23 protein-coding genes and 2 tRNA genes are annotated in these 22,356 nt (G+C 58.5%); 11 read left to right on the top strand and 14 right to left on the bottom strand.

From position 1 onward, the window contains the following. Positions 1-101: 101 nt before the first annotated feature. Positions 102-1,538 carry a DUF930 domain-containing protein gene (locus RBB49_RS25000; RefSeq protein WP_306145641.1) on the top strand — a complete coding sequence of 479 codons (1,437 nt, stop codon included), beginning with the start codon at positions 102-104 and terminating at the stop codon, positions 1,536-1,538. On the opposite strand, the gene RBB49_RS24995 is transcribed toward RBB49_RS25000, so the two are convergent. From RBB49_RS24995 to RBB49_RS24965, 7 genes are all read right to left on the bottom strand, one after another. Next, complete coding sequence (locus tag RBB49_RS24995) at positions 1,535-2,164, bottom strand: hypothetical protein (RefSeq protein WP_306145640.1); 630 nt, start codon at positions 2,162-2,164, stop codon at positions 1,535-1,537. The genes RBB49_RS25000 and RBB49_RS24995 overlap by 4 nt on opposite strands. Positions 2,165-2,177: 13 nt before the next feature. After that, on the bottom strand, positions 2,178-3,083 hold the full coding sequence (locus RBB49_RS24990) for a M91 family zinc metallopeptidase (protein WP_306145639.1): 906 nt from the start codon (positions 3,081-3,083) through the stop codon (positions 2,178-2,180). A gap of 72 nt (positions 3,084-3,155) precedes the next feature. Continuing rightward, positions 3,156-3,707, bottom strand: coding sequence for an RNA 2'-phosphotransferase (locus RBB49_RS24985; RefSeq protein ID WP_306145638.1), 552 nt, complete (start codon positions 3,705-3,707; stop codon positions 3,156-3,158). A 129-nt stretch (positions 3,708-3,836) separates the two neighbouring features. After that, positions 3,837-4,988, bottom strand: a complete 1,152-nt coding sequence (locus RBB49_RS24980) for a slipin family protein (RefSeq protein ID WP_306145637.1) — start codon at positions 4,986-4,988, stop codon at positions 3,837-3,839. Positions 4,989-5,411: 423 nt separating this feature from the next. Further along, a tRNA-OTHER gene (locus RBB49_RS24975) sits at positions 5,412-5,478 on the bottom strand. Position 5,479: 1 nt separating this feature from the next. Next, a tRNA-Thr gene (locus RBB49_RS24970) sits at positions 5,480-5,555 on the bottom strand. 135 nt (positions 5,556-5,690) lie between these two features. Further along, positions 5,691-6,038 carry a hypothetical protein gene (locus RBB49_RS24965; protein WP_306145636.1) on the bottom strand — a complete coding sequence of 116 codons (348 nt, stop codon included), beginning with the start codon at positions 6,036-6,038 and terminating at the stop codon, positions 5,691-5,693. A gap of 416 nt (positions 6,039-6,454) precedes the next feature. Between RBB49_RS24965 and RBB49_RS24960 the strand changes: the two genes are divergently transcribed. Further along, the gene (locus RBB49_RS24960; RefSeq protein WP_306145635.1) at positions 6,455-6,904 is read left to right on the top strand and encodes a ketosteroid isomerase-related protein; all 450 of its coding nucleotides are present in this window, start codon (positions 6,455-6,457) and stop codon (positions 6,902-6,904) included. Positions 6,905-6,919: 15 nt separating this feature from the next. On the opposite strand, the gene RBB49_RS24955 is transcribed toward RBB49_RS24960, so the two are convergent. Next, positions 6,920-8,755 (bottom strand): hypothetical protein, encoded by a 1,836-nt coding sequence (locus RBB49_RS24955; RefSeq protein WP_306145634.1) that lies wholly within the window; start codon positions 8,753-8,755, stop codon positions 6,920-6,922. Positions 8,756-9,304: 549 nt separating this feature from the next. On the opposite strand from RBB49_RS24955, the gene RBB49_RS24950 reads away from it, so the two are divergent. Then, positions 9,305-9,994, top strand: coding sequence for an SDR family NAD(P)-dependent oxidoreductase (locus RBB49_RS24950; RefSeq protein WP_306145633.1), 690 nt, complete (start codon positions 9,305-9,307; stop codon positions 9,992-9,994). A gap of 283 nt (positions 9,995-10,277) precedes the next feature. Here the strand turns inward: RBB49_RS24950 and RBB49_RS24945 are convergent, their stop codons facing one another. Continuing rightward, a complete protein-coding gene (locus tag RBB49_RS24945; RefSeq protein ID WP_306145632.1) occupies positions 10,278-10,604 on the bottom strand; it encodes a helix-turn-helix transcriptional regulator in 327 nt (108 codons plus the stop codon). Between the two features lie 79 nt (positions 10,605-10,683). On the opposite strand from RBB49_RS24945, the gene RBB49_RS24940 reads away from it, so the two are divergent. Continuing rightward, entirely contained in the window at positions 10,684-11,154 is a 471-nt protein-coding gene (locus tag RBB49_RS24940; protein ID WP_306145631.1) for a DUF6428 family protein, read from the top strand. 12 nt (positions 11,155-11,166) lie between these two features. On the opposite strand, the gene RBB49_RS24935 is transcribed toward RBB49_RS24940, so the two are convergent. Beyond that, positions 11,167-12,075 carry a LysR family transcriptional regulator gene (locus RBB49_RS24935; protein ID WP_306145630.1) on the bottom strand — a complete coding sequence of 303 codons (909 nt, stop codon included), beginning with the start codon at positions 12,073-12,075 and terminating at the stop codon, positions 11,167-11,169. 124 nt (positions 12,076-12,199) lie between these two features. On the opposite strand from RBB49_RS24935, the gene RBB49_RS24930 reads away from it, so the two are divergent. The 7 genes from RBB49_RS24930 (at position 12,200) to RBB49_RS24900 (ending at position 18,181) form a co-directional block, all read left to right on the top strand. Beyond that, positions 12,200-12,502, top strand: a complete 303-nt coding sequence (locus RBB49_RS24930; protein ID WP_306145629.1) for a DUF1330 domain-containing protein — start codon at positions 12,200-12,202, stop codon at positions 12,500-12,502. Between the two features lie 115 nt (positions 12,503-12,617). Then, complete coding sequence (locus tag RBB49_RS24925; protein WP_306145628.1) at positions 12,618-13,586, top strand: LLM class oxidoreductase; 969 nt, start codon at positions 12,618-12,620, stop codon at positions 13,584-13,586. Positions 13,587-13,597: 11 nt separating this feature from the next. After that, complete coding sequence (locus RBB49_RS24920; protein ID WP_306145627.1) at positions 13,598-14,398, top strand: SDR family NAD(P)-dependent oxidoreductase; 801 nt, start codon at positions 13,598-13,600, stop codon at positions 14,396-14,398. Positions 14,399-14,692: 294 nt separating this feature from the next. Continuing rightward, the gene (locus tag RBB49_RS24915; protein WP_306145626.1) at positions 14,693-15,721 is read left to right on the top strand and encodes an AraC family transcriptional regulator; all 1,029 of its coding nucleotides are present in this window, start codon (positions 14,693-14,695) and stop codon (positions 15,719-15,721) included. 165 nt (positions 15,722-15,886) lie between these two features. Next, on the top strand, positions 15,887-16,183 hold the full coding sequence (locus tag RBB49_RS24910) for a helix-turn-helix transcriptional regulator (RefSeq protein ID WP_306145625.1): 297 nt from the start codon (positions 15,887-15,889) through the stop codon (positions 16,181-16,183). Between the two features lie 23 nt (positions 16,184-16,206). Beyond that, positions 16,207-17,322, top strand: a complete 1,116-nt coding sequence (locus RBB49_RS24905; RefSeq protein ID WP_306145624.1) for a permease — start codon at positions 16,207-16,209, stop codon at positions 17,320-17,322. Between the two features lie 10 nt (positions 17,323-17,332). Next, positions 17,333-18,181 (top strand): transglutaminase family protein, encoded by an 849-nt coding sequence (locus RBB49_RS24900; RefSeq protein WP_306145623.1) that lies wholly within the window; start codon positions 17,333-17,335, stop codon positions 18,179-18,181. Between the two features lie 12 nt (positions 18,182-18,193). Here RBB49_RS24900 and RBB49_RS24895 read toward each other — a convergent pair whose 3' ends face one another. The 4 genes from RBB49_RS24895 to RBB49_RS24880 form a co-directional block, all read right to left on the bottom strand. Continuing rightward, positions 18,194-18,886 (bottom strand): dimethylsulfonioproprionate lyase family protein, encoded by a 693-nt coding sequence (locus RBB49_RS24895; protein ID WP_306145622.1) that lies wholly within the window; start codon positions 18,884-18,886, stop codon positions 18,194-18,196. 185 nt (positions 18,887-19,071) lie between these two features. Next, on the bottom strand, positions 19,072-19,458 hold the full coding sequence (locus RBB49_RS24890) for a RidA family protein (RefSeq protein ID WP_306145621.1): 387 nt from the start codon (positions 19,456-19,458) through the stop codon (positions 19,072-19,074). A 65-nt stretch (positions 19,459-19,523) separates the two neighbouring features. After that, the gene (locus RBB49_RS24885; protein WP_306145620.1) at positions 19,524-20,582 is read right to left on the bottom strand and encodes a D-TA family PLP-dependent enzyme; all 1,059 of its coding nucleotides are present in this window, start codon (positions 20,580-20,582) and stop codon (positions 19,524-19,526) included. Then, entirely contained in the window at positions 20,579-22,045 is a 1,467-nt protein-coding gene (locus RBB49_RS24880) for a M81 family metallopeptidase (RefSeq protein ID WP_306145619.1), read from the bottom strand. Before RBB49_RS24880 ends, RBB49_RS24885 begins: the two co-directional genes overlap by 4 nt. Between the last annotated feature and the right edge of the window lie 311 nt (positions 22,046-22,356).

The raw sequence follows: 22,356 nt of genomic DNA, 5'->3' as shown, positions 1-22,356 counted from the left end.
GATATTTGCGAAAACCCGGCTTCGATGCCGGGTTTTTTGTTTACGATCTGGAACTCATTTGAAGAAATGGTGATTGCGGAAACTCGGTCGAGGGCTCTTTTTTGGCCATAATCGCAGATATGAACCGTCCGATGATCGAGGCGGCCAAAGAAGACCGGCAGACTTTTACCTGGGGGCTTGCGACTTCGCTCGTCCTTCACGGGGCGCTTGCGCTTGTCCTTCTGGGGGGCATTTCCGGCTATGTGACGGAACCCGGCCAGGAGCCTGTCGAGGTGGAAATCATCACGTTGCCTGCCCCAGCGGAAGAGGACGCCGCGGCAGAAGAACAAGCCGAAGATCAGCCCCAGAGCGAAGAACAACCGGAAGAGCAAGACGAGCAGGAGGAAAATCTCCCGCCTGAACCGGCACCCGAGCAAGAGGAAACCGAAGAAGAGACAGAAGAGCCGCCGCCCGAACCGGCTCCCGCGCCTGAAGAGGAAGAAACCGCGGACACCCCGCCGCCTCCCTCCATTCAGGAAGCGGTTCAGGAATTTGCCGAGGAAGACCCCGAACCGCAGGACACCGAGCTTCAGCCTCTTCAGGAACCCGTCGAGGAAGAAGTCGCGGAGACGGAAGAGACGCAGGAAACCGAAGAGACGGAGCCATTGGACGAGGCCGAGCAGATCGCCGACGCCGGAACGGAAGACAGCGATGTTGCAGAGGACGTTGCCGAGGAAGTGGCGGAAGAGGTGAATGAGGACGTGGTGACGTCCGAGCCGGCTGACGAACCCGCCATTGAAGAAGACCTTGCCGAGACCGATACGGCCGAGGCAGATGCTCCGGACGAAGAGTTGCCAGAACAAGACGTGCCTGAAGAAGAGATCGTGGCAACGGAGGAAACCACGCCGGACACACCCTTGGAGACCGAGGTTGCCGACGACTTCGATCCGCTCGCAGGTCCGGTCAGTGAAACGGAAACGGATGTCACGCCCGAACCGCAGCCGAAACCGGTGGAACTGGCCGAGGCCGGAACGGAGGCTGAGGTGAATGTCGGCGATGCGGACGAGATTGCGCCCGATGATTTCGGCACGGTTGGGCCGATTGTCAGCGCAGCGCCGCCAGCGCCCAAACCGGCGCGGCAGGTCGCCCGTGCCACGCCGTCCGCTTCGTCGTCGGCGTCATCTTCTGCCGGAACCGTGCGCCGTCCGGGCCACATCCAGGCGCGGCAGATCTATTCCGCCAACAATCCGCGCATCACCTCGAGAATGCGGGGCCTCACGGAAGGAGAACGGTTGAGCCTGCTCTGCATGACCGAGCTGGATGCACAGCTTACCGCTGTCAGCCCGGTGCCGCCGGAAGCGCTGCCGCGTGCACGCGCAAGAGGGGGAACGGTGCTGGAATACCAACGCGTTGCGTTTCGCAGCCTCGGGCGCTGGTTTGATATCGCTTTCCGGTGTGAGACGAACGCAGGCGTGACGCGGGTCGAAAGGTTCAGCTTCAAGATTGGAGAAGAGATCCCCCGGTCTCAGTGGCTCGCTCGCGGACTGTCCCAGTTTTAGTTCTGTCCCATATCGTAGACAGCGATGTTGCCGAGGGGGCCGGTCATCAGCGTCTTTTGCGACGCATATGGAAAAGGACTGAATGCGGGGCGAGTGCCCTGGTCGGTTGGCATCGCCTTGATCAGGTCGCTCGTTCCCTCGACGCCCAGGAAGTACCCTACACGGAACCAGGCACTCATCTGGATAACACCTTTTGCTTCAGGTATCCGATCGCGATCAGTATAGGGTGACCACGGAAAAACGGGCTGTACTTGCCGTACGGTCTTTTCTACCGAGAATCCCGGTTTGATTGCAGTTACAAAAGGAATGTTTACGTATTCGACCAGCGTGCCTTTTGGCACAGCAACGATCTGGCGGCTCAGAACAAGCTGCCCCTGTTCCAGAGATGCATAACACGCATCAACCAGGGGGAAAACCGCTCCATCGAATTGGTCGTGGAGAACGTCGAACAAATAGAGGGTGCTATCGGAGGTGTTGGTGACCTGGTAGGTCAACATCATGAAGATGCCGTCCTGGCGCATTTGCGCGGACAGAGTCATGTCACCGTTCTGATTTGTGATTGCCGACATTGCGTCTGCCTTTTCGTCGATAATGCAGGCGAGGCTGGCTGTCGTCAGTCCTGCCATGAAATTGCGCCGATTAATAGTATGGGCGTTGGGGCTGCTTGGGGTCCCACTCGTCCCTGATCTTGTTCTCGCTATAGGGTTCGTTGTCGTGGGGCGGAAATCCAACGGTCCTTGCTTCTTCCTTGATAACCTGAGTCTTTTTTGTCGGATCGGAGGGATCTGCCTGTCCATCATTGTCCACCTCAGTAAAATCCAATTCGCCGTTTGCAGCGTGCGAGGAGTGGATCAGCTCATGGGCAAGGCCAATTTCGGGTGGCCGGGTCATCCAGGGCTCATCCGGTCCAAGCGTGGTTGTATTTGGATTGTAGTGCACAGTCGTATCACAACCGGACCCGGGTTTACCGCTGGCATCCAATCCGCCGTTGGCATCAAAGTCGGTGACTTCGTTTCCACCGGTCGTCTCTACGATCGTGATCGTCTTGCCGGAAGTGTGGAGATCGTTGAGAAGCTTGTTTCCTGACGGGGTCTGGGCGATTTTTGCGAGTGCCTGTACGGTTTTCTCTCTAAAATCCTCGGTCCCTTCAACGACAATGGACGGCCCGACATTGGTTTTGCCAACTGGTCCGGGTCCAACTGCGCCTGCTCCGCCGCCACCGCCACCGCCACCGCCTCCGCCGGCCTGCATTCCAATCAGAACTCGGGGATAGCCGGTTACGAGTGTACCGGCTTTGAGGGTCAGGTCGGTCATGCGTGCCGCCGGAAGGCCTTCCACGAGAACATTGAATGCACCGCTCATGATCGGGTCTCCGCCGATCGGCGGTGGGGGGCCAAGGCAAAGGCACAAGTCCGTCATACGCGCCTGGGGCGACTTGCCGGTCCAGACGGTCCAGGCGCACTTCCAGACGATCGGCAATGGAACACCGAAGCAACTCGGGCAGGAATGCGTGTCAACTAACAGGCGGGATGCAGGAAACTTCATCGTCAAACCAGCTCTTTAAAAAATCATGCCGAAAGTGTCAGCTGATTGCCGGTTTTCGTCAATGTCGCTACGTCACACTTTGCCGGAATTCCTTGCCAGAAAGCCCACAGGTACGGATGACGTGAGCCAGACGCCGTTTTCTGTCCGGTAAAAGAGGTGCCCCTCGGCGACCATTCTTTCGGCATCGACCAGCAGGACAACAGGCTTGCCGTGCCTTTTGCCAACCTTGAGTGCCGTATCGGGATTGCCGGACAGATGCACATGATGACGCCGCATCGGTTTCAATCCTTCGTCCAGGATCGAAGAGAGAAAGCGTTCCGCAGTTCCGTGAAATAGCGTGTGCGGCGGGGTGACGGGTGCCAATTCAAGGTCGATCTGAACGGAGTGCCCTTGTCGCGCTCGAATTGAACTGCCGTCTTGAGAAAGTTCAAAGCGTTGCTTGTCGTTTGAAGCGACGACCTGGCCGAGCCGGGCGGCGTTGCAAGACATGCCCTTCGTTTCGAGTGCTTTCAAAACAGCGCCGACATCTGCCCAACCCGTTTCGGACAGAACCAGGCCGGCGTCCTGCGGACAATGCCTCAGCCAGAACGACAGCTGTTTGGAGATTTTTGTGGTGTTTTGCATTTTAGGTATTTTTTCGTGCCGCCCCGGCCTTGAGCCGGGGTCTCAAGAAACATTGTAAACTGGCCCCAGTTCTAGACCGAGGCGGTGTAAAAAAAGAAATCGGCGCGGGTTGCCCCGCGCCGACCGATGTTACGCCGCGCTGTCGTCGCGCAGCTTGACAAGATCGTTCATCAAGCCTCCGGTTCCGTTGTGGACCGTCAGTCGATCCACTTTTGCGGCGATCGATTCCAGCGCTTCCAGTTCCTTCAGCCGCAGCATGACCGGATTTTCCGCCATGACCTTGGCCGTGTTCAGAAGTGAACGGGTTGCGTTGGTTTCTTCCCGGCGCCGGATCACGTTGGCTTCGGCCTCTTTTTCAGCCGTAACAACCTTGTTGAGGATCTCACGCATTTCGCCCGGCAGGATCACATCCTTCAGGACGATATCGTGGATCTCCAGACCGATCGCAGCCATGTCCGACTGGATCCGGGCGGTTGCCTCCGCGTTGACCTCGCCCTTGCGCTCGAGGATCTGATCCAGCTTCAGCGCGCCGAGTTGCTTCCGGAACACCACCTGGAGCGCCCGGTGCAGCGTGTCGGTGAAGTCCTTGACGTCCTGCGCAGCCTTGACCGGGTCAACGACGCGAAATTCCGCTGACAGGTTGATCCGGATCGTGACACGGTCAAGCGTCAGGAGTTCCTGTCCCGTAACGTCGAGGCTCTGCCGTTTCAGGTCGATAAGCTTCTGGGTCAGCGACCGTCCGGCCTTCCAGAACGCGTGCACACCTGCCTTGAGCGTCCGGGTCAGGATGCCGTCGACAAAGAACAGGGCAACGTTTCCCTCGCTCACCCGAACGATTTCAAACTGTTGCGTCTGCTTTGCATCGCCCAGCCTGCGCATCAGTTTCTGCGGCAGTTCCGGCTGTTCCTGCGTGTCGATCAATTCCCAGGTCCACGGTCCTGCAGCCGTCCAAAGAACAAGCCGTTCATCAGGACCCAGAACCTTGTGGATCTGTCCGTCCCGTTCGACAATCGCAACCTCGGCGGACCGGGTCCGCACGACGGTCAGGTGCTTTTCGGCCACGTCAGGGAGCTTATCGAAAAGTGCCTTCTCATAACCGGACCTGAACTCGGGCGATGCCAGTGACTGCCGTTCCACCACGAGCGTACCACGGCCGTTTTTCAGACTGTGTTCGCCCGGTTCGAGGATGCCCTGGATCTCACCTCTGACGAGGTGAACCGCTCGTTCGTTTTCGGAAATCACAACGCGGGTTCGCCCGCGAATTTTGTCGAGAATAGTCATCATTTCGATACTCCTTCCATGGCTCTAAGGCACTTGGCTGTCCTTTCATGTTGATGTCTGGTTTGCGGTTGGTGGTTTCCGGAACGTCCATCGGGCGATCCGGGGCGAAGAACTGAACAGGTCTGGAGACCTGAAGAGAGCACGAGGGCTCCCACCGGGTTTCCGGCCAGAGGGCCTTGCGGCGGTGAGGCGGGTAGCACCCCTTCGAAAAGGAGCACGTCCGGCAAAATCGCAGCGCAGCCATCGACGGCAACCGGGCGAGGGCGCCTGGCGTCGGCAATCCGCGCGCCATGTCCGAAGACAGGGCTACGCCTCCTGCGTCCGCAAGATCCCTTCAGATCCCTTTTTAAAAACAGCACCTGAAGCTGTCGCCCCAATGGGGCAGTTACCGGGAGTCGAACCCGAACCCACAGGGTTTGCCGGTTGGAGTGGGAATCGAACCCACGACAGTCGGGGTGAAACCCGATGCTCTAACCAAACTGAGCTATCCGTGGTACACATGACAGGACTTGAACCTGTGACCGTCGGGCAACATGCCCGATGCTCTACCTGCTGAGCTACACGCGCTGGCGACCGATATTCCAGAGCAGCATCCGTACATGAATGCGGCAGAGCCGGATCACGCGGGTGGCAAAGATAGCCGAACCATTGATATCTGCACCGGACAATTCATCGGTGGCGGGTTGATACGGCAAGTCGCTGTCAGGTTGCAAGTGGTAATTGTACGACGTTTCGCATATGATGTAATTGTGTCACTATATGTTGCTTTTTCGCAACAATCTGAATTATCTCCAGAGGCTTAGGGTACGGACCCATAAATGAAGTCAATTTGGTTTGGATCGTTTTGACCAACTGCAAGGAGCGAAAGCGCAGGAAATGTGGTTCATTTTCAAGCCTTTCGCGACGTTGAAGATGGCCAAAACGGCCAAATCCGAAGGACGGCAAAATGGCTGTATCTCGCAGCGTCACCGCGCTTGACCGGGCATAAAGCCCGCTCTGCACACGCTTCCTCACGAGATTTTGCCATTTCTGCCGCCAAATCGGCGTCATTTATGGGTCCGTACCCTAGGTGATGGACCCATAAATGAGGCCGAAATGGTTTGAGGTGGCTTGCTTCTCGTCAAGGAGCGGAAGCGCAGGAAATGCGGCGCATTTTCAAGCCTTTCGCAACGCCGAAGAGGCGCAAGCCGGTCAAATCCGAAGGACATGGAAATGGCATCACCCCGTGGCGTCAGCGTGCTTGACCGGGCAGGAAGCCCGCTCCGCACACTCTTCCTGACGTGATTTCGCCATTTCGCATGCCATTTCAGTCTCATTTATGGGTCCATCACCTAGCCCCCCGATAGGGGGCAGCGCGCTTCAGGCTGACAAGCCTTTGTAAAGAACGGGCGGTCATATCCCTTGCGTGGCGTTCGCACCGCAGGCAAACTCGCCGGTGAGTTGCAATCCAATTTGTGCGAGACGACATGCCGAACAAGCAATCCCGCTTTCTGATCGATACTTACTTCGCCGCTTTCAATGCCGGTGATACCAAGAAGATGGAGAGCCTCGTCGCCGAAGATCTCATTCACGACGTCAATCAGGGGGAGCGACGCGTCGGCAAGGACAAGTTCTGGTCCTTCAACGTGCACATGACGCGCTGCTACAAGGAACGGCTCTCTGATATTGTTCTCTTCGTCAACGAAGAAGGCGACCGCGCAGCAGCCGAGTTTATCGTGCACGGCACCTACATTGCGACCGATGAGGGGCTGCCGCCTGCCAACGGACAGACCTACGATCTTCCGGCGGGGAGCTTCTTTGAGATCCGGGACGGAAAGATCGCGCGCATCACCACCTACTACAATCTCCAGAACTGGATTGATCAGGTTGAGGGGCCGGGCGAGACCGGCACCGGCGAAGACGCCAGTGCCAGCTGAGCTTCCCTTTGTTGCCTACTCCCTGATCTCGATTGTGAGGTTGGTCAGACCGGCAAGCCGCCAGACCCGATCATCCTCGATCATTTCGACGCGCGCCTGCAGATCAAGATCTTTCAAATGCAGGTAGCCCCAGTGCTGGCCAACGGCTTCGGCGGACCATTGCGCAAGCGCTGAAAACCCGCGGCCGGCGTCGAGCGGGCGTATCTCGGTGATTTTGACGTCACGAATGTCGCCGACACGGGCCGTCATGCCCCCCGGCAATTCGATGCGGTTGGCCCGCTCAAGTTCGATTGAAACGATTTGCGCCAATCCTTCAGCCACGAATTTCGAGAGCTCGGCGTCAAATTCCTTGTCCTTGATCTCGTAGAACGCGGCGTTGGCATTCTCAAAGACGGACCGGATCGCGTTTTGGGCTTCATTTTCGCCCGGCAAGTTGGCAAACGGATTGGGAAGGGTTGCAATGAAACGGTCGGTTGTTGCGGCAGCTCCCGTGGCGAAGATGAGGGCCGCGGCAAAGCCGATGAACCTCGCCCATTTACTCGCCTTGAGAGCGAATGCGGCCGCGTTCAATGCGAAAACGGCAAGCACGATCGTGAGCAGGGGAAGCTTCATGGCCCTCTGATCGGTGACCGGAACCGTGGCAACGCCGGGTTCCTCATATCGCAACAGACGGTTCGTCCAGGTGTGAGACGGGTAGGTGACACCGAACTCGGAGGGAAACGGACCGACAGGATCTATCGAGGTTACCGGCACGGTTTCAATCCGGTCGCTGAAGAGTTGCCAGATCGTGGTGACTTCCTCAGGCATTTGTCCAACCGGGTAGGACAGGGTCACGCCGAGCACTGCGGTTGCCGGGTCCAGGGTCCGGTCATCGCCTATGACCTGAACGCCGGCGAGGGTAAGATCCAGAAATTCCGAGAAGACGGTCGCCGGTTCAGCCGGGGTGCCGTCTATGATAACAGGGTTCTTGTCTTCGAAAAAACGGCTGGCTGCCTCCAGAATGCGGCTTCGCCCGTCCTCGGTAATTCTTGCGTTTCCGTCAATGTTCACGCCGGCCCAGTCTTGCAGGTCCTGCAGTCTCAGCATGACTTCGTGCCTGACTTCCCGCGGTTCGACATAGATAAACGACATGATGGGCCAACGGTGATGGCGCGTCAGGCTCGGGTTCTCGAAAGCGGAATACCAGGGATCCTCCCAATTGATCATGAGCGTCGCCGGGCCGGTGAGCCTCCGGAAATCGATGACGGGCACGCCTTTCTGGAAGACGATAAAACCGATGTCGAGCGCGGCACGACCGCTGTCATCCAGGGGTGGAATGAAGGTGAGTGTGTTCGGTCTTTGCTCAAAGAAATAGTCGATTTCGGCGTGAAGCACCCGGCTGTTGTCGGGCGGTTCGGGCGCTTTTTGGCGCGTCAGCGGGTGGACGACCCCGTTCACCGGAGACGACCGGTCCTTTCGCGCCCGGGGTTCGGAAAAGCGCCATGTCGCAGTCAGCGCGTCTGCGCTGTCTGCAACTATCTGGAACTTGTCCCGGGCGAAGCGCTCCATCCTTTGTTCGATCGGCTCCGGTTCGATCCCCCGCTCGCGCCGCATGTCGTCACTCAGCAATTCATCCATCATGTCCAGGCTGTCTTCGGACAGCTGAAGAACAAGATGGACCCGATCTTCGCGCACCGTGATTTCAGCGATATTCGGCAGTTTTTCCGCGCTTGTCAGGTTGATCCAGTCCGCACTTGCCTGGCCGCCGCCGAAAAGCGCTATCCAGAACACAGTCAACAAGGCGGCAACAGGAAGGCGTGTGGCCGATCGGGGCAGGTGGACCGTGACACCGTTCATCCATGCACAGGTCATTTCGGCGATCCGTTTTGTGATGCGCAGACCGCCGGCGTGAACGAGACAAGAGGGCTGGTCATTGAAACAAATTTCTTAAAACCAAATACCCATAATAAAATCAATGCCATAAATGCCTCCCCAGGCATGCTTGCCACCCTCGGCCTCTACCCGGTTTTCAGGTAAAAGCCCTGACCTCTGTCTGCCCCTCTGGCTCTGTTGTTTATTGCAGTCCGATCAGTCTCTGCCATTGTGTCAATCCTGAAACCAGGATCTGGACCAGTAAAAAAGATCAAAATGCTTATTCCGTCCGAAGCAATATTGAACGGTATTATCGATTCCGGTCCGGCGTCAATTTCCCGATGAAAATCTCTGAGGTGCACTCGCCATTAAGGTCCGCTTCAAAGGGAACCGCGCGATACGCCGCGCGCAGCCAATGAGTTGCTGAAAAGGCCGACCGTAAAGCGGCTCGTGGTCGTGCGTGCGGCACCACGGACACAGGCTGTTGACTGGGCAAATCCCGATCGCGTCCCCAAGTAACAGCAAAGGGTGTGTCCAAGGAGCAGGGTCATGGCAAAAAATGCATTGATTGTTGGTGCCGGGTCGGGGCTGAGCGCTTCGCTTGCACGTGTCTATTCGCAAGCAGGCTATCGGGTCTTCCTGGCGGCGCGCAATCCGGACAAGCTGGACGACCTGTGCCGGGAGACCGGTGCAAGGGCCTATGCGTGCGATGCCACGAGCCAGGCCGGGGTCAAGCGCCTGTTTGACGCGCTTGACGCCGACGAGGCAACTCCGGACGTTGTCGTCTACAATCCAAGCGGCCGGACCAAGGGTCCGATTGAGCAACTCGATCCTGAGAAAGTGCGCGCCGCCCTCGACGTCACCGCGTGGGGGGCCTTTCTTGTCGCCCACGAAGCGGCGAAACGCATGGTTCCGAACCAAGCAGGCACGTTGCTGTTCACCGGCGCATCCGCCGGCATCAAGGGGTTCCCGCAATCAGCGGCTTTCGCGATGGGGAAATTTGCGCTCAGAGGGCTCTGTCAGTCACTGTCCCGGGAACTTCATCCGAAGAACATCCACGTGGTGCATTTCGTTATCGACGGGGCCATTCACAGTGCCGAACGCGGTGCTCCCTACAACGATCCGGAAAAGACGCTGGATCCTGACGCGATCGCGAAGACATATCTGGAGATGACGCGCCAGCATCGCAGCATCTGGACAAACGAGATCGAACTGCGCCCGCATGTGGAGCGATTTTAAGTGACAGACCCATGAACGAGAGTGGAATGGCATGCGAAATGGCGAAATCCCGTCAGGAAGGGTGCGTGGAGCGGGCTTCTTGCCCGGTCAAGCGCGCTGACGCCACGGGGTGAAGCCGTTTTCATGTCCTTCGGATTTGACCGGCTTGCGCCTCCTCCGCGTTGCGAAAGGCTTGAAAATGAATCCCGTTTCCTGCGCTTGCCGATCCTTGACGAGCAGCAAGCCGCCTCAAACCCTTTCCGCCTCATTCATGGGCCGATCACCCAGGTCTGATCCGGTCAGATCAGCAGCCACTGCCCGGAAGGCAACACGCCCTGACTGTCGCGTTGTTTTTGCAGCAGTCTTCCAGAAGGTAACGCATCAAGGCCCCAACGGTCGCGAAGTCGATCCGGTAGGTGATCTGCCGTGCGTGCCGTGTTGAGGTCACCAGGCCCGCGTCCGACATGTTGGACAGGTGAAACGATGTTCTGGAAGGCGTTGCGCCGACAGTCTCTGCAATCTCGCCGGCGGTCAGACCGTCGCTGCCTGCTTCGACAAGCCGTTTGAGAATGCGCAGACGCGTTGCGCTGGAGATCGACGCGAAGGCAGCCAGGGCACCTGTTTCATTCATATTTCAAACTTTCTTGAAATGAGTCCTGATTTCTGTTTAGACTGTATTTCAACAAAACTTGAAATGAAAGGTTGCCGCCATGACACCCCAATCGCTGCTGGACGGATTGCAGAAAATGCCCGCCGATCTGCCACTGATCTTTCAGACCGGGGAGGGGACAATCGGCGCGGGCTATCATGTCACGGAATTCAAACTTGCGAAGGTCGGCAGTATTGACTGTGGTGGACGCCTCGCCTCCTGGACGGAGGCCGCATTGCAGTTGCTCGATGGCCAAGGTGGCAGTCATATGAAGGTTGGAAAGTTCAACAGTATTCTTGAACAGAGCATAGCGAGGCTGACCGGGCTTGGCGAAAGCCCGCTGCAGGTTGAGTTTGCACACGAGAACCAGGGAATGCGGATCTACGACCTGGCTGCGCCGGAGCTGCGCGGCCGTGCGGTTGCTGTTCGGCTGCGCGACGTGCGTGCCCACTGCAAACCGGCGCTTGAGCATGTCGCCGCAACAGACAACAGTGGTTGCTGCGGTTCTTCCGCGTCAGGCTGCTGCAACTGAGCACACCGGGTATCAGGCGCTGGTCCACACGGGCGCCTTGCCGATCTTTTCCAGGAGGAAGTCGATAAAGACCCTGACTTTTCCAGTCAGCACATTCGATTTCGGATAGACGAACCACAGCACGGACCGGTCGTCGACTTCATAGTCGGGCAGGACCCTGACCAACGATCCGGCTTTCAGCTCAGCATGAGTGTTCCAGAGGGAATTCATGGAAATGCCAGCGCCTGAGACGGTCGCGAGTTTCAAAGAGCGGCCGTCGTCCATGACCAGACGGCTCCCGGCGGCGCGCGGGTCAAACTGTCCGATTGTGCCGGCGGGACCGATCAATGGTTTCGGAGTGAGGTCCTGAAAGGCGATGATCTGATGATTGACGAGATCGGAGGGCTTTGACGGGCTTCCGTGACGGCGCAGATAGTCCGGTGACGCACACAGAATGCGGGTGTCGTCAGCGAGTTTGCGGAATTTCAGGCTGCTGTCTTCAACGGCGGAGTTGCGCAGCGCCAGATCGTAACTGCCTTCAATCAGGTCGAAGCGCGTGTCGGATAGCTTGAGATCGAGCTTGATTTCGGGATATCTCGCCAGGAATTCGGGCAGCAGCGGAATGATGTAGAGCTGCGCGAAGGTGCTTGATGCCGCGAAGCGAAGCAGGCCGCTCACCTGTGGACTGGAGAGACCCAGGGCAGCCCTTGCGGCGTCTTCCTGGGCCAGGATCTCCCGCGCGAAGGGCAGAAACTCGGCACCTTCGACAGACAATGCCACCTTTCGCGTCGAGCGGTGCATGAGATCAGAACCGAGACTTTGCTCCAGCTTCGCCAACCGGTTGCTGGCAACGGCGGGCGGCATGCCAAGTTCGCGCCCGGCCGCGCTTATGTTCAGTTTTTCCGCGGCCAGAACGAAGAGCCGCAAGCTGTCTGTGTCCATTTGATTATATCCAAAATCCGAATTATGTACTTAGAAATTACCTGTTTATACCAAAATTCAAGATCTTTATGTGTTTGCCGAGGTTGCGGAGCCCGCAGCCACTGCAAACAGAGGATCAATTGAGATGGCGTATTACTCCGTGCTCGCCGTGACACCGACGGCGGAAGACTGGATCCCCGGCTATATCGGCCCGGCAAACCGGCTGGTCGCTCAGCATGGCGGCAAATACCTGGCGCGCACCGCGTCGCATGAACAGATGGAGGGTGCCGCAGACGAGGCGGCGCTGCGGATCGTGATCGAGTGGCCGTCCAGGGAAGCTGCGGTCAATTTCATGAATGATGCGGAATATGCTCCTTTCCTGAAAGCCCGGACCGAAGGGTCGAACAGCTTTCACTTCCTGATCGAAGGCAAGGACGACCTGGCCTGAGGACAGGTGTGGCGTGAAACCGTTCCGCGACGGTGCGGGACGGTTGCGATAGAGTTGAAATGAAGGTCGAAGCAGTTCGTTGAATACAAGACTTCGAACGCAGCGAGGGCAAAAAATGCTCAATCGTTTGGACAGGACCGGGTTTGAACAGATCAACCGGTCATACAACACGGTCTTCAAGCCCAACCGGCTGTCTCTCGGACTGGTCGTGCCGCTTGAAAACTACGGCATGGGTGCGGTTCCCGGGATGAACTGGCATCTGGAGCGCGTGCAACTTGCCGAACAACTCGGGTTTTCGTCCGTCTGGCTGCGCGACGTGCCTTTCAACGTGCCTTCCTTCGGTGATGCCGGGCAGATGTTCGATCCGTTCGTCTATCTTGGATATCTCGCGGCGGGAACCGAGCGGATCGCTCTGGGCGTTGCCAGCATCATTTTGCCGCTGCGCCATCCGGCGCATGTTGCAAAGGCGGCAGCCAGCGCGGACGCGCTTTCGGGCGGCCGGCTCCTTCTTGGGGTTGCCTCCGGAGACCGGCCGGAAGAATACCCAGCGCTCAACATGTCGTTCGGCGACAGGGGGGCACGCTTTAGGGAAAGTTTCGCCTATATCCGGCAGATGGCCGCCACCCGTCCGCAATTCACGAACATGCATGGCACACCTGAACCCGGCATGGACATGCTGCCGAAGCCGGTGGCGGGGAAAGTGCCGATGCTGATCACCGGTGGCAGCCAGCAAGCCCCGGACTGGATCGCGGCGAACGGCGACGGCTGGATGACCTATCCGCGCAACATGCAGGCGCAGCAACAGGTAATCGGCGACTACAGGCAGAATACCAGGGCGCTTGAGGCGTTTGACAAGCCGGTCATGCAACCGCTCTATATCGACCTTGCTGCCGCGGCGGATGCCGACCCGCAACCGATCCATCTCGGCTTCCGGCTGGGTGTCAATCATCTGCGCACCTACCTGAAAACGCTTGAATCGATCGGCGTCAACCATGTCGCCCTCAATCTGCGTTTCAATCAGGCCGATATCGAAACAACCCTGAAACGGCTTTCCGACGAAATCGTTGCCGACTTCACACATTAAGGTGGACCATGATGAGCAAGACAATTCTGGTGACAGGATCGACCGACGGGATCGGACTTGAAACGGCCAAGGCACTGCACGAGCAAGGACATACCGTACTTCTGCACGGGCGCTCCGCGCAAAAGCTTGCCGCCGCCCGGGAGGCTGTCACGGCAACTGCCGGCGGGGGCGAGGTGGATGTTTACCAGGCGGACTTTTCACGGCTTGGCGATGTTGCGCGGCTGGCCGATGAGGTTGCTGCAAAGCACGCAAAGGTCGATGTGCTGATCAACAATGCAGGCATCCTTCGCACGGCTAACGAAGTCACGGAAGATGGCCTCGATATCCGTTTCGTGGTCAACCTCCTGGCGCCCGTATTGCTGACAAGACGCCTTCTGCCACTCACGAATGCCTCAAGCCGGGTGGTCAATCTGTCTTCGGCAGCCCAGGCGCCTGTCAATCTGCAAGCTCTTGCCGGCAAGGTGCGCCTCTCCGCGATGGATGCCTATGCTCAAAGCAAACTTGCACTGACCATGTGGTCGCGGCACCTTGCCAGGCAGCTTGGCTCGGACGGGCCGGTGATCGTTGCCGTCAACCCGGGTTCCCTGCTCGCCAGCAAGATGGTGAAGGAAGGCTTCGGAGTGGCCGGAAACGATCTTTCCATCGGCGTCGATATCCTGCTGCGGGCAGCGCTTGCCGACGAATTCGCCTCTGCCAGCGGTCAATATTTCGACAATGACAGCGGCCGTTTCTCAAACCCTCATCCCGACGGCATGAATGACCGGAAGGCCGACGAACTGATGGACGCCGTTGACGCGATGGTGGAGGTCTGACCGCAATCGCCGGTCCGGACGTTGTATCCGCTACGCAGCCTGTTGCCGCGCACGCGCCGAAAAACACGCGTGGCCCGGGCGCGGGTATTTACACTTTTCGCCAGGCTTCCTGAATCAGGTATTGATTGACTTTTTCAAGTATACATCTGATGACTGATACAGTTTTTTGCATCAGTAAAAATGACAATTTTCCAAAAAACCTCAAGAAATATGATTTCTTTGATTGTTAATGCCGGCAGTAATGATAAATTAGTTTTAAATTAAGTACGCCATCAAAGGAGAGGAGTTTGTCGTATGGCGTTGTGGTTTCTGCCAGATCAGGCAATAGAAAAGAACTCCAACTTCTCTCTCTTCACATCGAGTGACATTGAAGACTGTCTGGATTTCTTGCAGAAGCCCGACAGCTCCATAAGCATTTCTCAGCTGGGTGAGGGGCAGTGCAGTTCCAAGGTGCAAATGCTCGACTTCGGCGGTCTGCTGGTGATGATCGAAGACCACAGTCATGTGATGGAAATTGACGGCAATATCCCAGCCGGCTCTTTCCTGTTCGCTTTCGGTCTGGGGCCGCAGTCCTCACTTTTTGTCGACGGAACGAATCTGGGGGACGACACATTACGTGTTTCGCCTCCCTGTGCGGACTGTTTTGAGGTTTTTCGGCCCGGCGGCGCGACCGCCTTGTTTGCCATCGACCAGGACGTGCTCCTGAGCCATGAAGCTCTGATTCCGGAGGTCGCTGACTGGCTGGCAACGCGTGGCCGCCGAACCGAGTTCATAAGGTCGGCAAGGCTGACCACACGTTTGCGGCAGGATATGGAAGTCCTTATCCAATGCGCCAGCGCATTGAAGCGACAGGCTTATCTGGATGCGTTGGGGGATCTCGCGATTTCGGGTCTTGCCAACGCGCTTTCATTCGAGTGGCTCGCCCCACCCACTCCGGACTTTCTGACCAGCTCCCGCTCGTTCGAGCGCTTTGTTTCCGCTCGTGAAACGCTCAAGTCGCAAATGCAGTCCAGTCTGCATTCCGATGCCCTTGCGTCGCTGTCGACAAAGAGCTCCAGGCGAACCCTTGAAATCGCGTTCAAGTCCAATGTGAACATGGGTCCGGCAGCATATGCCCGGGTTATCAGGCTGAACAGCGCAAGACAGAAACTCCTCGACGGTGATCGTTTGAATGACAGTATCGGCGATATCGCGGCCGAAGAAGGTTTCTGGGAATGGAGCCGGTTCAGCAAGTACTATCACAAGCTGTTCGGCGAACTGCCATCGCAGACGCGCGGAACCAGGTTTCCCAAGGGCGGTAGGCCGCTGCCGTTGCGCAGGTAGAGCGGTTTGTTCCAGTCAATCGCAGCACGCCGCGCATGTTGCTGGCGTCGCTTCACGGAAGCGAATTGATACCAGGCATGTGCCACCTTTTCTCCCAAGCTCGTAGCCCTTGACACGTCGATTAAAACTATATAACTAGAAATATAGTTATATTGGAGATATGGAATGGACCTGGAAGAAGTTGCGCAAGGGTTTGCTGCGCTTGGCTCGGAGGCCCGTCTGCAGGTGGTGCTGACGCTGGTCAAGGCGGGACCGAGCGGTTTGACCGTCGGCGATATCCAGAGCCGGACCGGCATGGCTGCTTCCACGCTCGCGCATCACCTGAAGTTTCTTTCTTCAGCAGGCCTCGTTCTCCAGGAAAAGGATGGCCGGTCGGTTGTCAATCGTGCGGCGTTCGATCATCTGGAAGGTCTTGCCGGGTACATATTGAAAGAATGCTGTGTGGACGAAGGCGCCCGTTAGCGCCTGCGACAGGGATAAGGCAGATGTCGGATACGATCGATCGCATTGAGCTTGACCAGGGTAACGAGGCAACGCGTTGCTGCGGGCCGACAGCCGACGGCAGCGCTGCGCAAAAACCAAAATGGAGCTGGACGTCATTTCCCGGCCGGAACGCTCTTTTGTCAACATGGACGATCGTGATCGGCGGCCCGCTTCTGGTTCTGCTGCTGGACCAGGTGCAATTCGTTCCTTTCGTGAGTTTTGCAGTCAAAGCGTTCCTCGGAACATTGCCCTATATTGCTTTTGCAGTTGCGTTGATCGCGTGGCTGAAAGCGGCAGGAGCCGAAGCCTACGTCGCCCGTGCCTTCGAGGGGCGCGAGACGCAGGCCATCGTGCTGGCTGCCCTCTTTGGCGGGTTGGCGCCTTTCTGCTCGTGCGAAGTCATTCCGTTCATCGCCGGGCTGTTGGCCGTCGGTGCGCCGCTGTCCGCTATCATGGCCTTCTGGCTGTCTTCGCCGCTGATCGATCCGCCGACACTGTTGATCACGGCTGGCGCACTCGGCTGGTCCTTCGCCATAGGCAAGGCGATATTCGCCGTCGCGCTCGGGCTTTTCGGCGGGTTCCTCGTCTCCATGCTGCTGAAGACGGGCGCTTTCTCAAACCCGGTCAAGATCGGTTCTTCCGCAAACGGGTGCGGATGCGGTGCATCTCCGTTGACTGGCAAACCTGTCTGGAAATTCTGGAGCGAGGCTGAGCGTACCCGGAAGTTTGGCGCTGAACTCAAGGCAAATGCGTTCTTCCTGGTGAAGTGGCTGGCGCTGGCCTATGTGCTGGAAGCCGCGCTTGTCACCTATGTCCCGGCCAATCTGATCGCAGGTGTTGTCGGCGGCGAGGGTATCGGCTCAATCGCAATTTCCGCGCTGGTCGGCATGCCGGCTTACCTGAACAGCTATGTCGCGCCGCCTCTGCTGGCGGGCCTCATGGAACAGGGCATGAGCGCGGGAGCGGCCATGGCCTTCATGATCGCCGGCGCGGTCAGCTCGATCCCCGCCATGGCGGCTGTGTGGTCCCTTGTGAAGCCGCAGGTTTTTGCAACCTATCTCGGGCTCGGCTTTGCCGGAGCGGTCCTGTCCGGCCTGATTTTCCAGCTCGCAATCTGAGGACTGCTCGATGAACACGCATGTATCGGTCACTGTCGCCCCACATGAAGGCGCGAGCCGGAAACTGCTTGTTCCCGTCGGCCTGCCGACCCCGCACCAGATGCCGGTTCACTTCGCAGTCGCAGGCGGCAACTACACCCTGACCGGCGAGACAACGACAGGCCAGATCGTGGCGGTCGTTGTTCCGGAACCGGGGCAGCAGGTCGAGGTTCGCTACAGATATAGGGAAGGCGGCCCCGGCTACCCGGACAGCATCTTCACGCCACACCGGAACAGGTTCACGCGCGCAGCCGAGGCGCTTGTGTTTGATGCGATCAACATCGCCGAGACGCAGACGGACGGTCACGCCGCGATCCAGGCGCTGGTGAACTCCTGCGCCGAAAAGTTCCGCTACGGGCATGCGGACGTTCGCTTCAACGACGGCTGCGACGAGGTACCTTACCTTTCCTGCGGGCTGACCGAAGGGTCCTGTGTCGACATCAACACCTACCTGATTGCATCGCTGCGTGCCGCCGGCTTTGACGCAGGCTACCTGACCGGCTACTTCTTTCCGCAGGAAAAGAACGGATGCTGCGACGATGCGCATTGCTGGGTCGTTACCCGGCACAATGGTGTCGTTCTGGAATGGGATATCGCCCATCACCTGAAGATGGGAACGCGCGAGGTCTGTTGCGGCCTCAATCCGAAACCCGGAGACCGTGTGGCCCTTGCCCATTCCATGGGTCTCAGTTTTCCCGCGCTCGGGATCGAGTGCGAGAAACTGGTCAGTGAACCAGGGTGGGTGTCAGACGATGGCCGTCTTCAGCCTGCCAGGCTCACGATCAGCCGTGTGATCGACAAAGACGCCGAAGCCGCTTAAGGGTTTGACCGCTTATTTACGCTTGCGGCTGAACACCATTTTCTGGCTGGCAAGTTTGTCCTGTGGTCCCGTCCAGGCATAGGCAAGGAGGGCGGGTTCAAGCTTTGACACCGTGATCCGGTGCGTGTGCTCGGGCGGGTTGAAGATCATGGAGCCGGGCGCGTAAACACCCTGATGGTTTTCCGAAACGGCTCCCGAAAGACAGATATAGCTCTCCGAGATGCCGCTGTGCGCGTGGGATGGATAGACGCATCCGGGTGCGAACAGCACAAGGCCAAGGATGACTTCGGTCGTCAGGACCGGACCGTTCGGGCCACACAGCTCCGCATAGGCATAGCTCTTGCTGAGCCCGCGCGGCACTTTCTCGTATCCGTATTGCCAGGCAAGTTGCCCCTGGACGCTCTCAATCGCGCGGATCAACGGTGCCGTCCGTTCAAGCCTGCCTTCGTCCAGCGCCCTTTTCAGATGCGCCGTGACCGGTTTTTGGGCAGGCTCACCGAAGTCGATGACCGTCTTTGACCTGCTGACGCGGCTGATGGCTTCGCGCACGGACCGCTGATGCGACCGGATCTTGTCGCTGCCACCGGAAGACAGAAAGCGGTAGGCTTCATAGAATTCGCGCAGCAGATAGCCCCAGTCCGGGTAATTGGACAGATAATCCTCCGGCGGGCTGATCTCGCCGTTTGCCTTGTCTTCCTCTAGCACGCTGTTGCCTCGTTGCTGAATTCCGGATCCTGCGCGGGACATAGCACCCATGCGGTGGAAATCAACAAGCAGTTTCCGCGCCAATTGGCGCAATGCAGCGACAGGAAATTCAGGGCAATCGCGCGCAGCGGCAGAAACAAGGATGCGCGGTGCGCCGCGCATCCTGCTGCTGCTTCAGCCGGCCCTCACAAAGGCTTGTAGGCAACAACGTCTATTTCGATCTTTGCGTCGACCATCAGTTGTGACTTCACCGTCGAGCGGGCGGGAGCGCCGTTCGGAAAGTAACTCGCGTAGATCTTGTTGAAGGTCCAGAAGTCCCGCGTGTCGTCCAGCCAGACATTGACCTTGGCGACATCCTCGAGCGTGCAGCCTGCCTTTGCCAGAACGGCGACAACATTGTCCATAGTCCGTCTCGTCTGGGCTTCGATCCCGCCGGGCTCAATCTCGCCGTTTTCCTTCATTGCCACCTGGCCAGAGATGAACACGAAGTCGCCGGCCCTGACAGCGGGTGAAAAGGGCAGGTTCTGTCCGCCGGCTCCGGTTCGTTCCACGCCGATGCGTTCGATAGGCATATAAATCTCCGTTGTTGAGGGGTTCGAATAGACGACTGAAATTCAGGTTCGACCAGGCGCCGGGATCACCACACCTGGCCGCGCGCCGCAACAGGCATTGGCCCGATGAGATCCGGCCCGCGCACGCCCTCGACCCTGTCCAGCATGTTGGCGACCACGCAGGCGTGATTGGGCACGATCCGCAGTCTTTCACCGACGGTCAGATTGATCGGACCATCGGAGACGATACGCCCGTGTTCCTCGCTGAGCTGATCGATTGCCAGATCATCGCGGCCAAGCACGTGGCCGTGGCCTACCTGACCGAAGAGATCCGTGGTCAAAACTTTCGACCCGGAGTCGACGATTGCATGGTTCGGGGAAGGAACGGAGACGACGGTTGCCAGCACCGTGAGCGCGCAATCCTGCCAGGTGCAGGCCCCGTGGGCGACCAGCGAACGGTCGTTGTAGACATAGGTGCCGATCCGGTGTTCCGTGACTGGCCCCTGGCCGTGGGTTTGCCACATGTCGGGCGAGCCGCCGGAAGAAACCACCTTCACCTCAAGTCCTTGGGCTTCGATCAGGGTTTTGGCCTCGTTCAGCCAGATCTCGGCCTCGTTCATCCGGCCAACCGGAGGGAATGTCATCAGTCCGCCGAATTCAAGCCCCGGCAGACTGTTGATCAGGCGGGCAATCTCTTGAGCGGCAGCCGGAGAAGCAACACCGCAGCGGTCGGCGCCGGTGTTGCATTCGACAAGCACGGTCAGCGGTCTTGCTGCATCAGCGAACGCCCTGCTCAGACCCTTGGCGACGGTTTCATTATCGGCGACGACAGAAAGCCGGACTTTCTCGGACAACGCGCGCAGGCGTGCCGTCTTGGTGTCTCCCAGAATGTTGTAGGTGATCAGGACATCATCGATGCCGCCCTCGGCGATCATCACCTCGGCTTCGCTGACCTTCTGGCAGGTGATGCCGACGGCACCCTGCGCGACCTGGTATTTTGCCAGGCGCGGCAGTTTGTGCGTCTTGATGTGCGGTCGCAACCTCAAGCCGTTGCCGTCGCAATGGGCCTGGTACCTGCGGATATTGGCCTCGGCTATGTCCAGGTCCACCAGGACGCAAGGTGTGTCGAGGGTCGGGAAAATCATGCGAGTTCCTCGTGATGGGGATTGTCTACCATCGGCCATATCTCGCGTTTCAAACGGGTGTAGGCGGTCCGGCGCGGGTCGCTAGGATAAGGCCCTTCGACGGCAGCATAAAGAATTTCTCCCGCGATCGGTGCAAAAGCCCCGTGGAAATGGTTCGTCGACTTGACGATGAGGATCCGTTTTGTCTCCAGATCGATGCCGAGATTTGTGAAGAGATCGGGCGAAAAAGCCTGGGCCCGGTTGGTATTGAGGACGATATCAAGATCCCCGATCCGGATCGCCGCACTGTTGCCGAGCGGCACGACGGAGGCACCGAAGCTCTGAACGGCATTTTCCACCAGCCGGGTCACGCGAACCCGTGCATCGATCGGCTGCCCGGCATGGGCCGAGGTCTTGCCGCCGAAACGGAGATCGAACGCGGCGCCTTCACCGGCGGCAAAACACAGCCGAACTGCCATCGGATCCCAGATCGTGCCGAGTGCGACGCCTTTCAGGCCGAGGTCAAGCACGTGTTGAAGCAGAATTGTCGAATCGCCGGCGACACCGCCGCCGGGGTTGTCCCAGACATCCGCGATGACAACCGGTGAACGGGGGCTTTTGTCTGCGCGGACCAGGGCGTCCACGGGTGGCAGAAACTCCGGCGCTGCCCGCCCGCGGAAACCGAAAAGTTCCATCCCGAGATCGCGCGCGAGCCGGTTGCCGCGTGCCTTGTCGTCATTTGTTGTCACGATGATCTTGGCCCCGAGATCGGGCGAGTCTCCAGCCATGAAACCGTGGATGACCGATGCGGAAAGGATTTCACCGGAGCGCTCGAGTGCGTTCAGCCTGTCGATGAAGCCCCGCATCGGCTGAAGGCTGGTTGGCAGAACGTCGATCATGCGGACATCGAAAACGCTTGTAACGGGCGTGATTTCGCCGCGCGCGGCCTTGAGTGTCAGATCGGCACAAGCCTCACCGGTCTCGACAAAATCCGTGTGCGGAAACTCCTTGAAGACGGTGACGATGTCGGCGTTTCGCGTCCGTTTTTCACTCAGGTGGCTATGCGGGTCAAAGGTCGCTCCGATCCGGCAGTCAGGGCCCGCGATCTCGCGTGCGGCCTCCAGGAGATCGCCCTCGCAGTCAACGCAGCCATCGGCGATCATGGCGCCGTGCAATCCGAAGACGACAGCGTCGAGCGGCAACGCTGCCTTTAGCTGGCCGAGAACCTCGGCGCGCAGGCGCTGCCATGTCGGGGCGCTCAACAGGCCGCCGGGCTCGGCCCACGTTGCGGTTCCTTCGATCAGCTCGACCTCGCCACGTGCGGCGCGCTTGCGCAACGCTGGGAACACGGCGCTGCACAGCGTCGGTGTTTCCGGGTGTTCGCCGGGCGGTGCATAGAAGCTCTGTTCAAAGTCCGAAAAGTCCGTTCTCAAGGGAGAAAAAGTGTTGGTCTCGGTCGCGACGGACGCACAAAAAACGCGCATGAAAACCCCGGTCAGAGTGAAAAGATGGCTAGGTGATGGACCCATAAATGAGGCCGAAATGGTTTGAGGCGGATTGCTTCTCGTCAAGGAGCGGAAGCGCAGGAAATGCGGCGTATTTTCAAGCCTTTCGCAACGCGGAGGAGGCGCAATCCGGTCAAATCCGAAGGACATGGAAATGGCTTCACCCCGTGGCGTTAGCGTGCTTGACCGGGCAGGAAGCCCGCTCCGCGCACCCTTCCTAACGGGATTTCGCCATTTCGCATGCCATTTCAGTCTCATTTATGGGTCCATCACCTAGGGGAGCCGGAGCT

The organism is Roseibium sp. MMSF_3412 (assembly GCF_030733265.1).
In the GTDB taxonomy this organism is placed as follows: Bacteria; Pseudomonadota; Alphaproteobacteria; order Rhizobiales; family Stappiaceae; genus Roseibium.
This window is presented reverse-complemented; position numbering and strand designations above follow the sequence as displayed.

Bases quoted from the DNA above. Each gene is read 5' to 3' on its own strand.
- RBB49_RS24995 (WP_306145640.1), bottom strand. From the start codon at position 2,164: ATGGCAGGACTGACGACAGCCAGCCTCGCCTGCATTATCGACGAAAAG.
- RBB49_RS24990 (WP_306145639.1), bottom strand. From the start codon at position 3,083: ATGAAGTTTCCTGCATCCCGCCTGTTAGTTGACACGCATTCCTGCCCG.
- RBB49_RS24985 (WP_306145638.1), bottom strand. From the start codon at position 3,707: ATGCAAAACACCACAAAAATCTCCAAACAGCTGTCGTTCTGGCTGAGG.
- RBB49_RS24980 (WP_306145637.1), bottom strand. From the start codon at position 4,988: ATGACTATTCTCGACAAAATTCGCGGGCGAACCCGCGTTGTGATTTCC.
- RBB49_RS24965 (WP_306145636.1), bottom strand. From the start codon at position 6,038: ATGACGCCGATTTGGCGGCAGAAATGGCAAAATCTCGTGAGGAAGCGT.
- RBB49_RS24960 (WP_306145635.1), top strand. From the start codon at position 6,455: ATGCCGAACAAGCAATCCCGCTTTCTGATCGATACTTACTTCGCCGCT.
- RBB49_RS24955 (WP_306145634.1), bottom strand. From the start codon at position 8,755: ATGACCTGTGCATGGATGAACGGTGTCACGGTCCACCTGCCCCGATCG.
- RBB49_RS24950 (WP_306145633.1), top strand. From the start codon at position 9,305: ATGGCAAAAAATGCATTGATTGTTGGTGCCGGGTCGGGGCTGAGCGCT.
- RBB49_RS24945 (WP_306145632.1), bottom strand. From the start codon at position 10,604: ATGAATGAAACAGGTGCCCTGGCTGCCTTCGCGTCGATCTCCAGCGCA.
- RBB49_RS24940 (WP_306145631.1), top strand. From the start codon at position 10,684: ATGACACCCCAATCGCTGCTGGACGGATTGCAGAAAATGCCCGCCGAT.
- RBB49_RS24935 (WP_306145630.1), bottom strand. From the start codon at position 12,075: ATGGACACAGACAGCTTGCGGCTCTTCGTTCTGGCCGCGGAAAAACTG.
- RBB49_RS24930 (WP_306145629.1), top strand. From the start codon at position 12,200: ATGGCGTATTACTCCGTGCTCGCCGTGACACCGACGGCGGAAGACTGG.
- RBB49_RS24925 (WP_306145628.1), top strand. From the start codon at position 12,618: ATGCTCAATCGTTTGGACAGGACCGGGTTTGAACAGATCAACCGGTCA.
- RBB49_RS24920 (WP_306145627.1), top strand. From the start codon at position 13,598: ATGAGCAAGACAATTCTGGTGACAGGATCGACCGACGGGATCGGACTT.
- RBB49_RS24915 (WP_306145626.1), top strand. From the start codon at position 14,693: ATGGCGTTGTGGTTTCTGCCAGATCAGGCAATAGAAAAGAACTCCAAC.
- RBB49_RS24910 (WP_306145625.1), top strand. From the start codon at position 15,887: ATGGACCTGGAAGAAGTTGCGCAAGGGTTTGCTGCGCTTGGCTCGGAG.
- RBB49_RS24905 (WP_306145624.1), top strand. From the start codon at position 16,207: ATGTCGGATACGATCGATCGCATTGAGCTTGACCAGGGTAACGAGGCA.
- RBB49_RS24900 (WP_306145623.1), top strand. From the start codon at position 17,333: ATGAACACGCATGTATCGGTCACTGTCGCCCCACATGAAGGCGCGAGC.
- RBB49_RS24890 (WP_306145621.1), bottom strand. From the start codon at position 19,458: ATGCCTATCGAACGCATCGGCGTGGAACGAACCGGAGCCGGCGGACAG.
- RBB49_RS24885 (WP_306145620.1), bottom strand. From the start codon at position 20,582: ATGATTTTCCCGACCCTCGACACACCTTGCGTCCTGGTGGACCTGGAC.
- RBB49_RS24880 (WP_306145619.1), bottom strand. From the start codon at position 22,045: ATGCGCGTTTTTTGTGCGTCCGTCGCGACCGAGACCAACACTTTTTCT.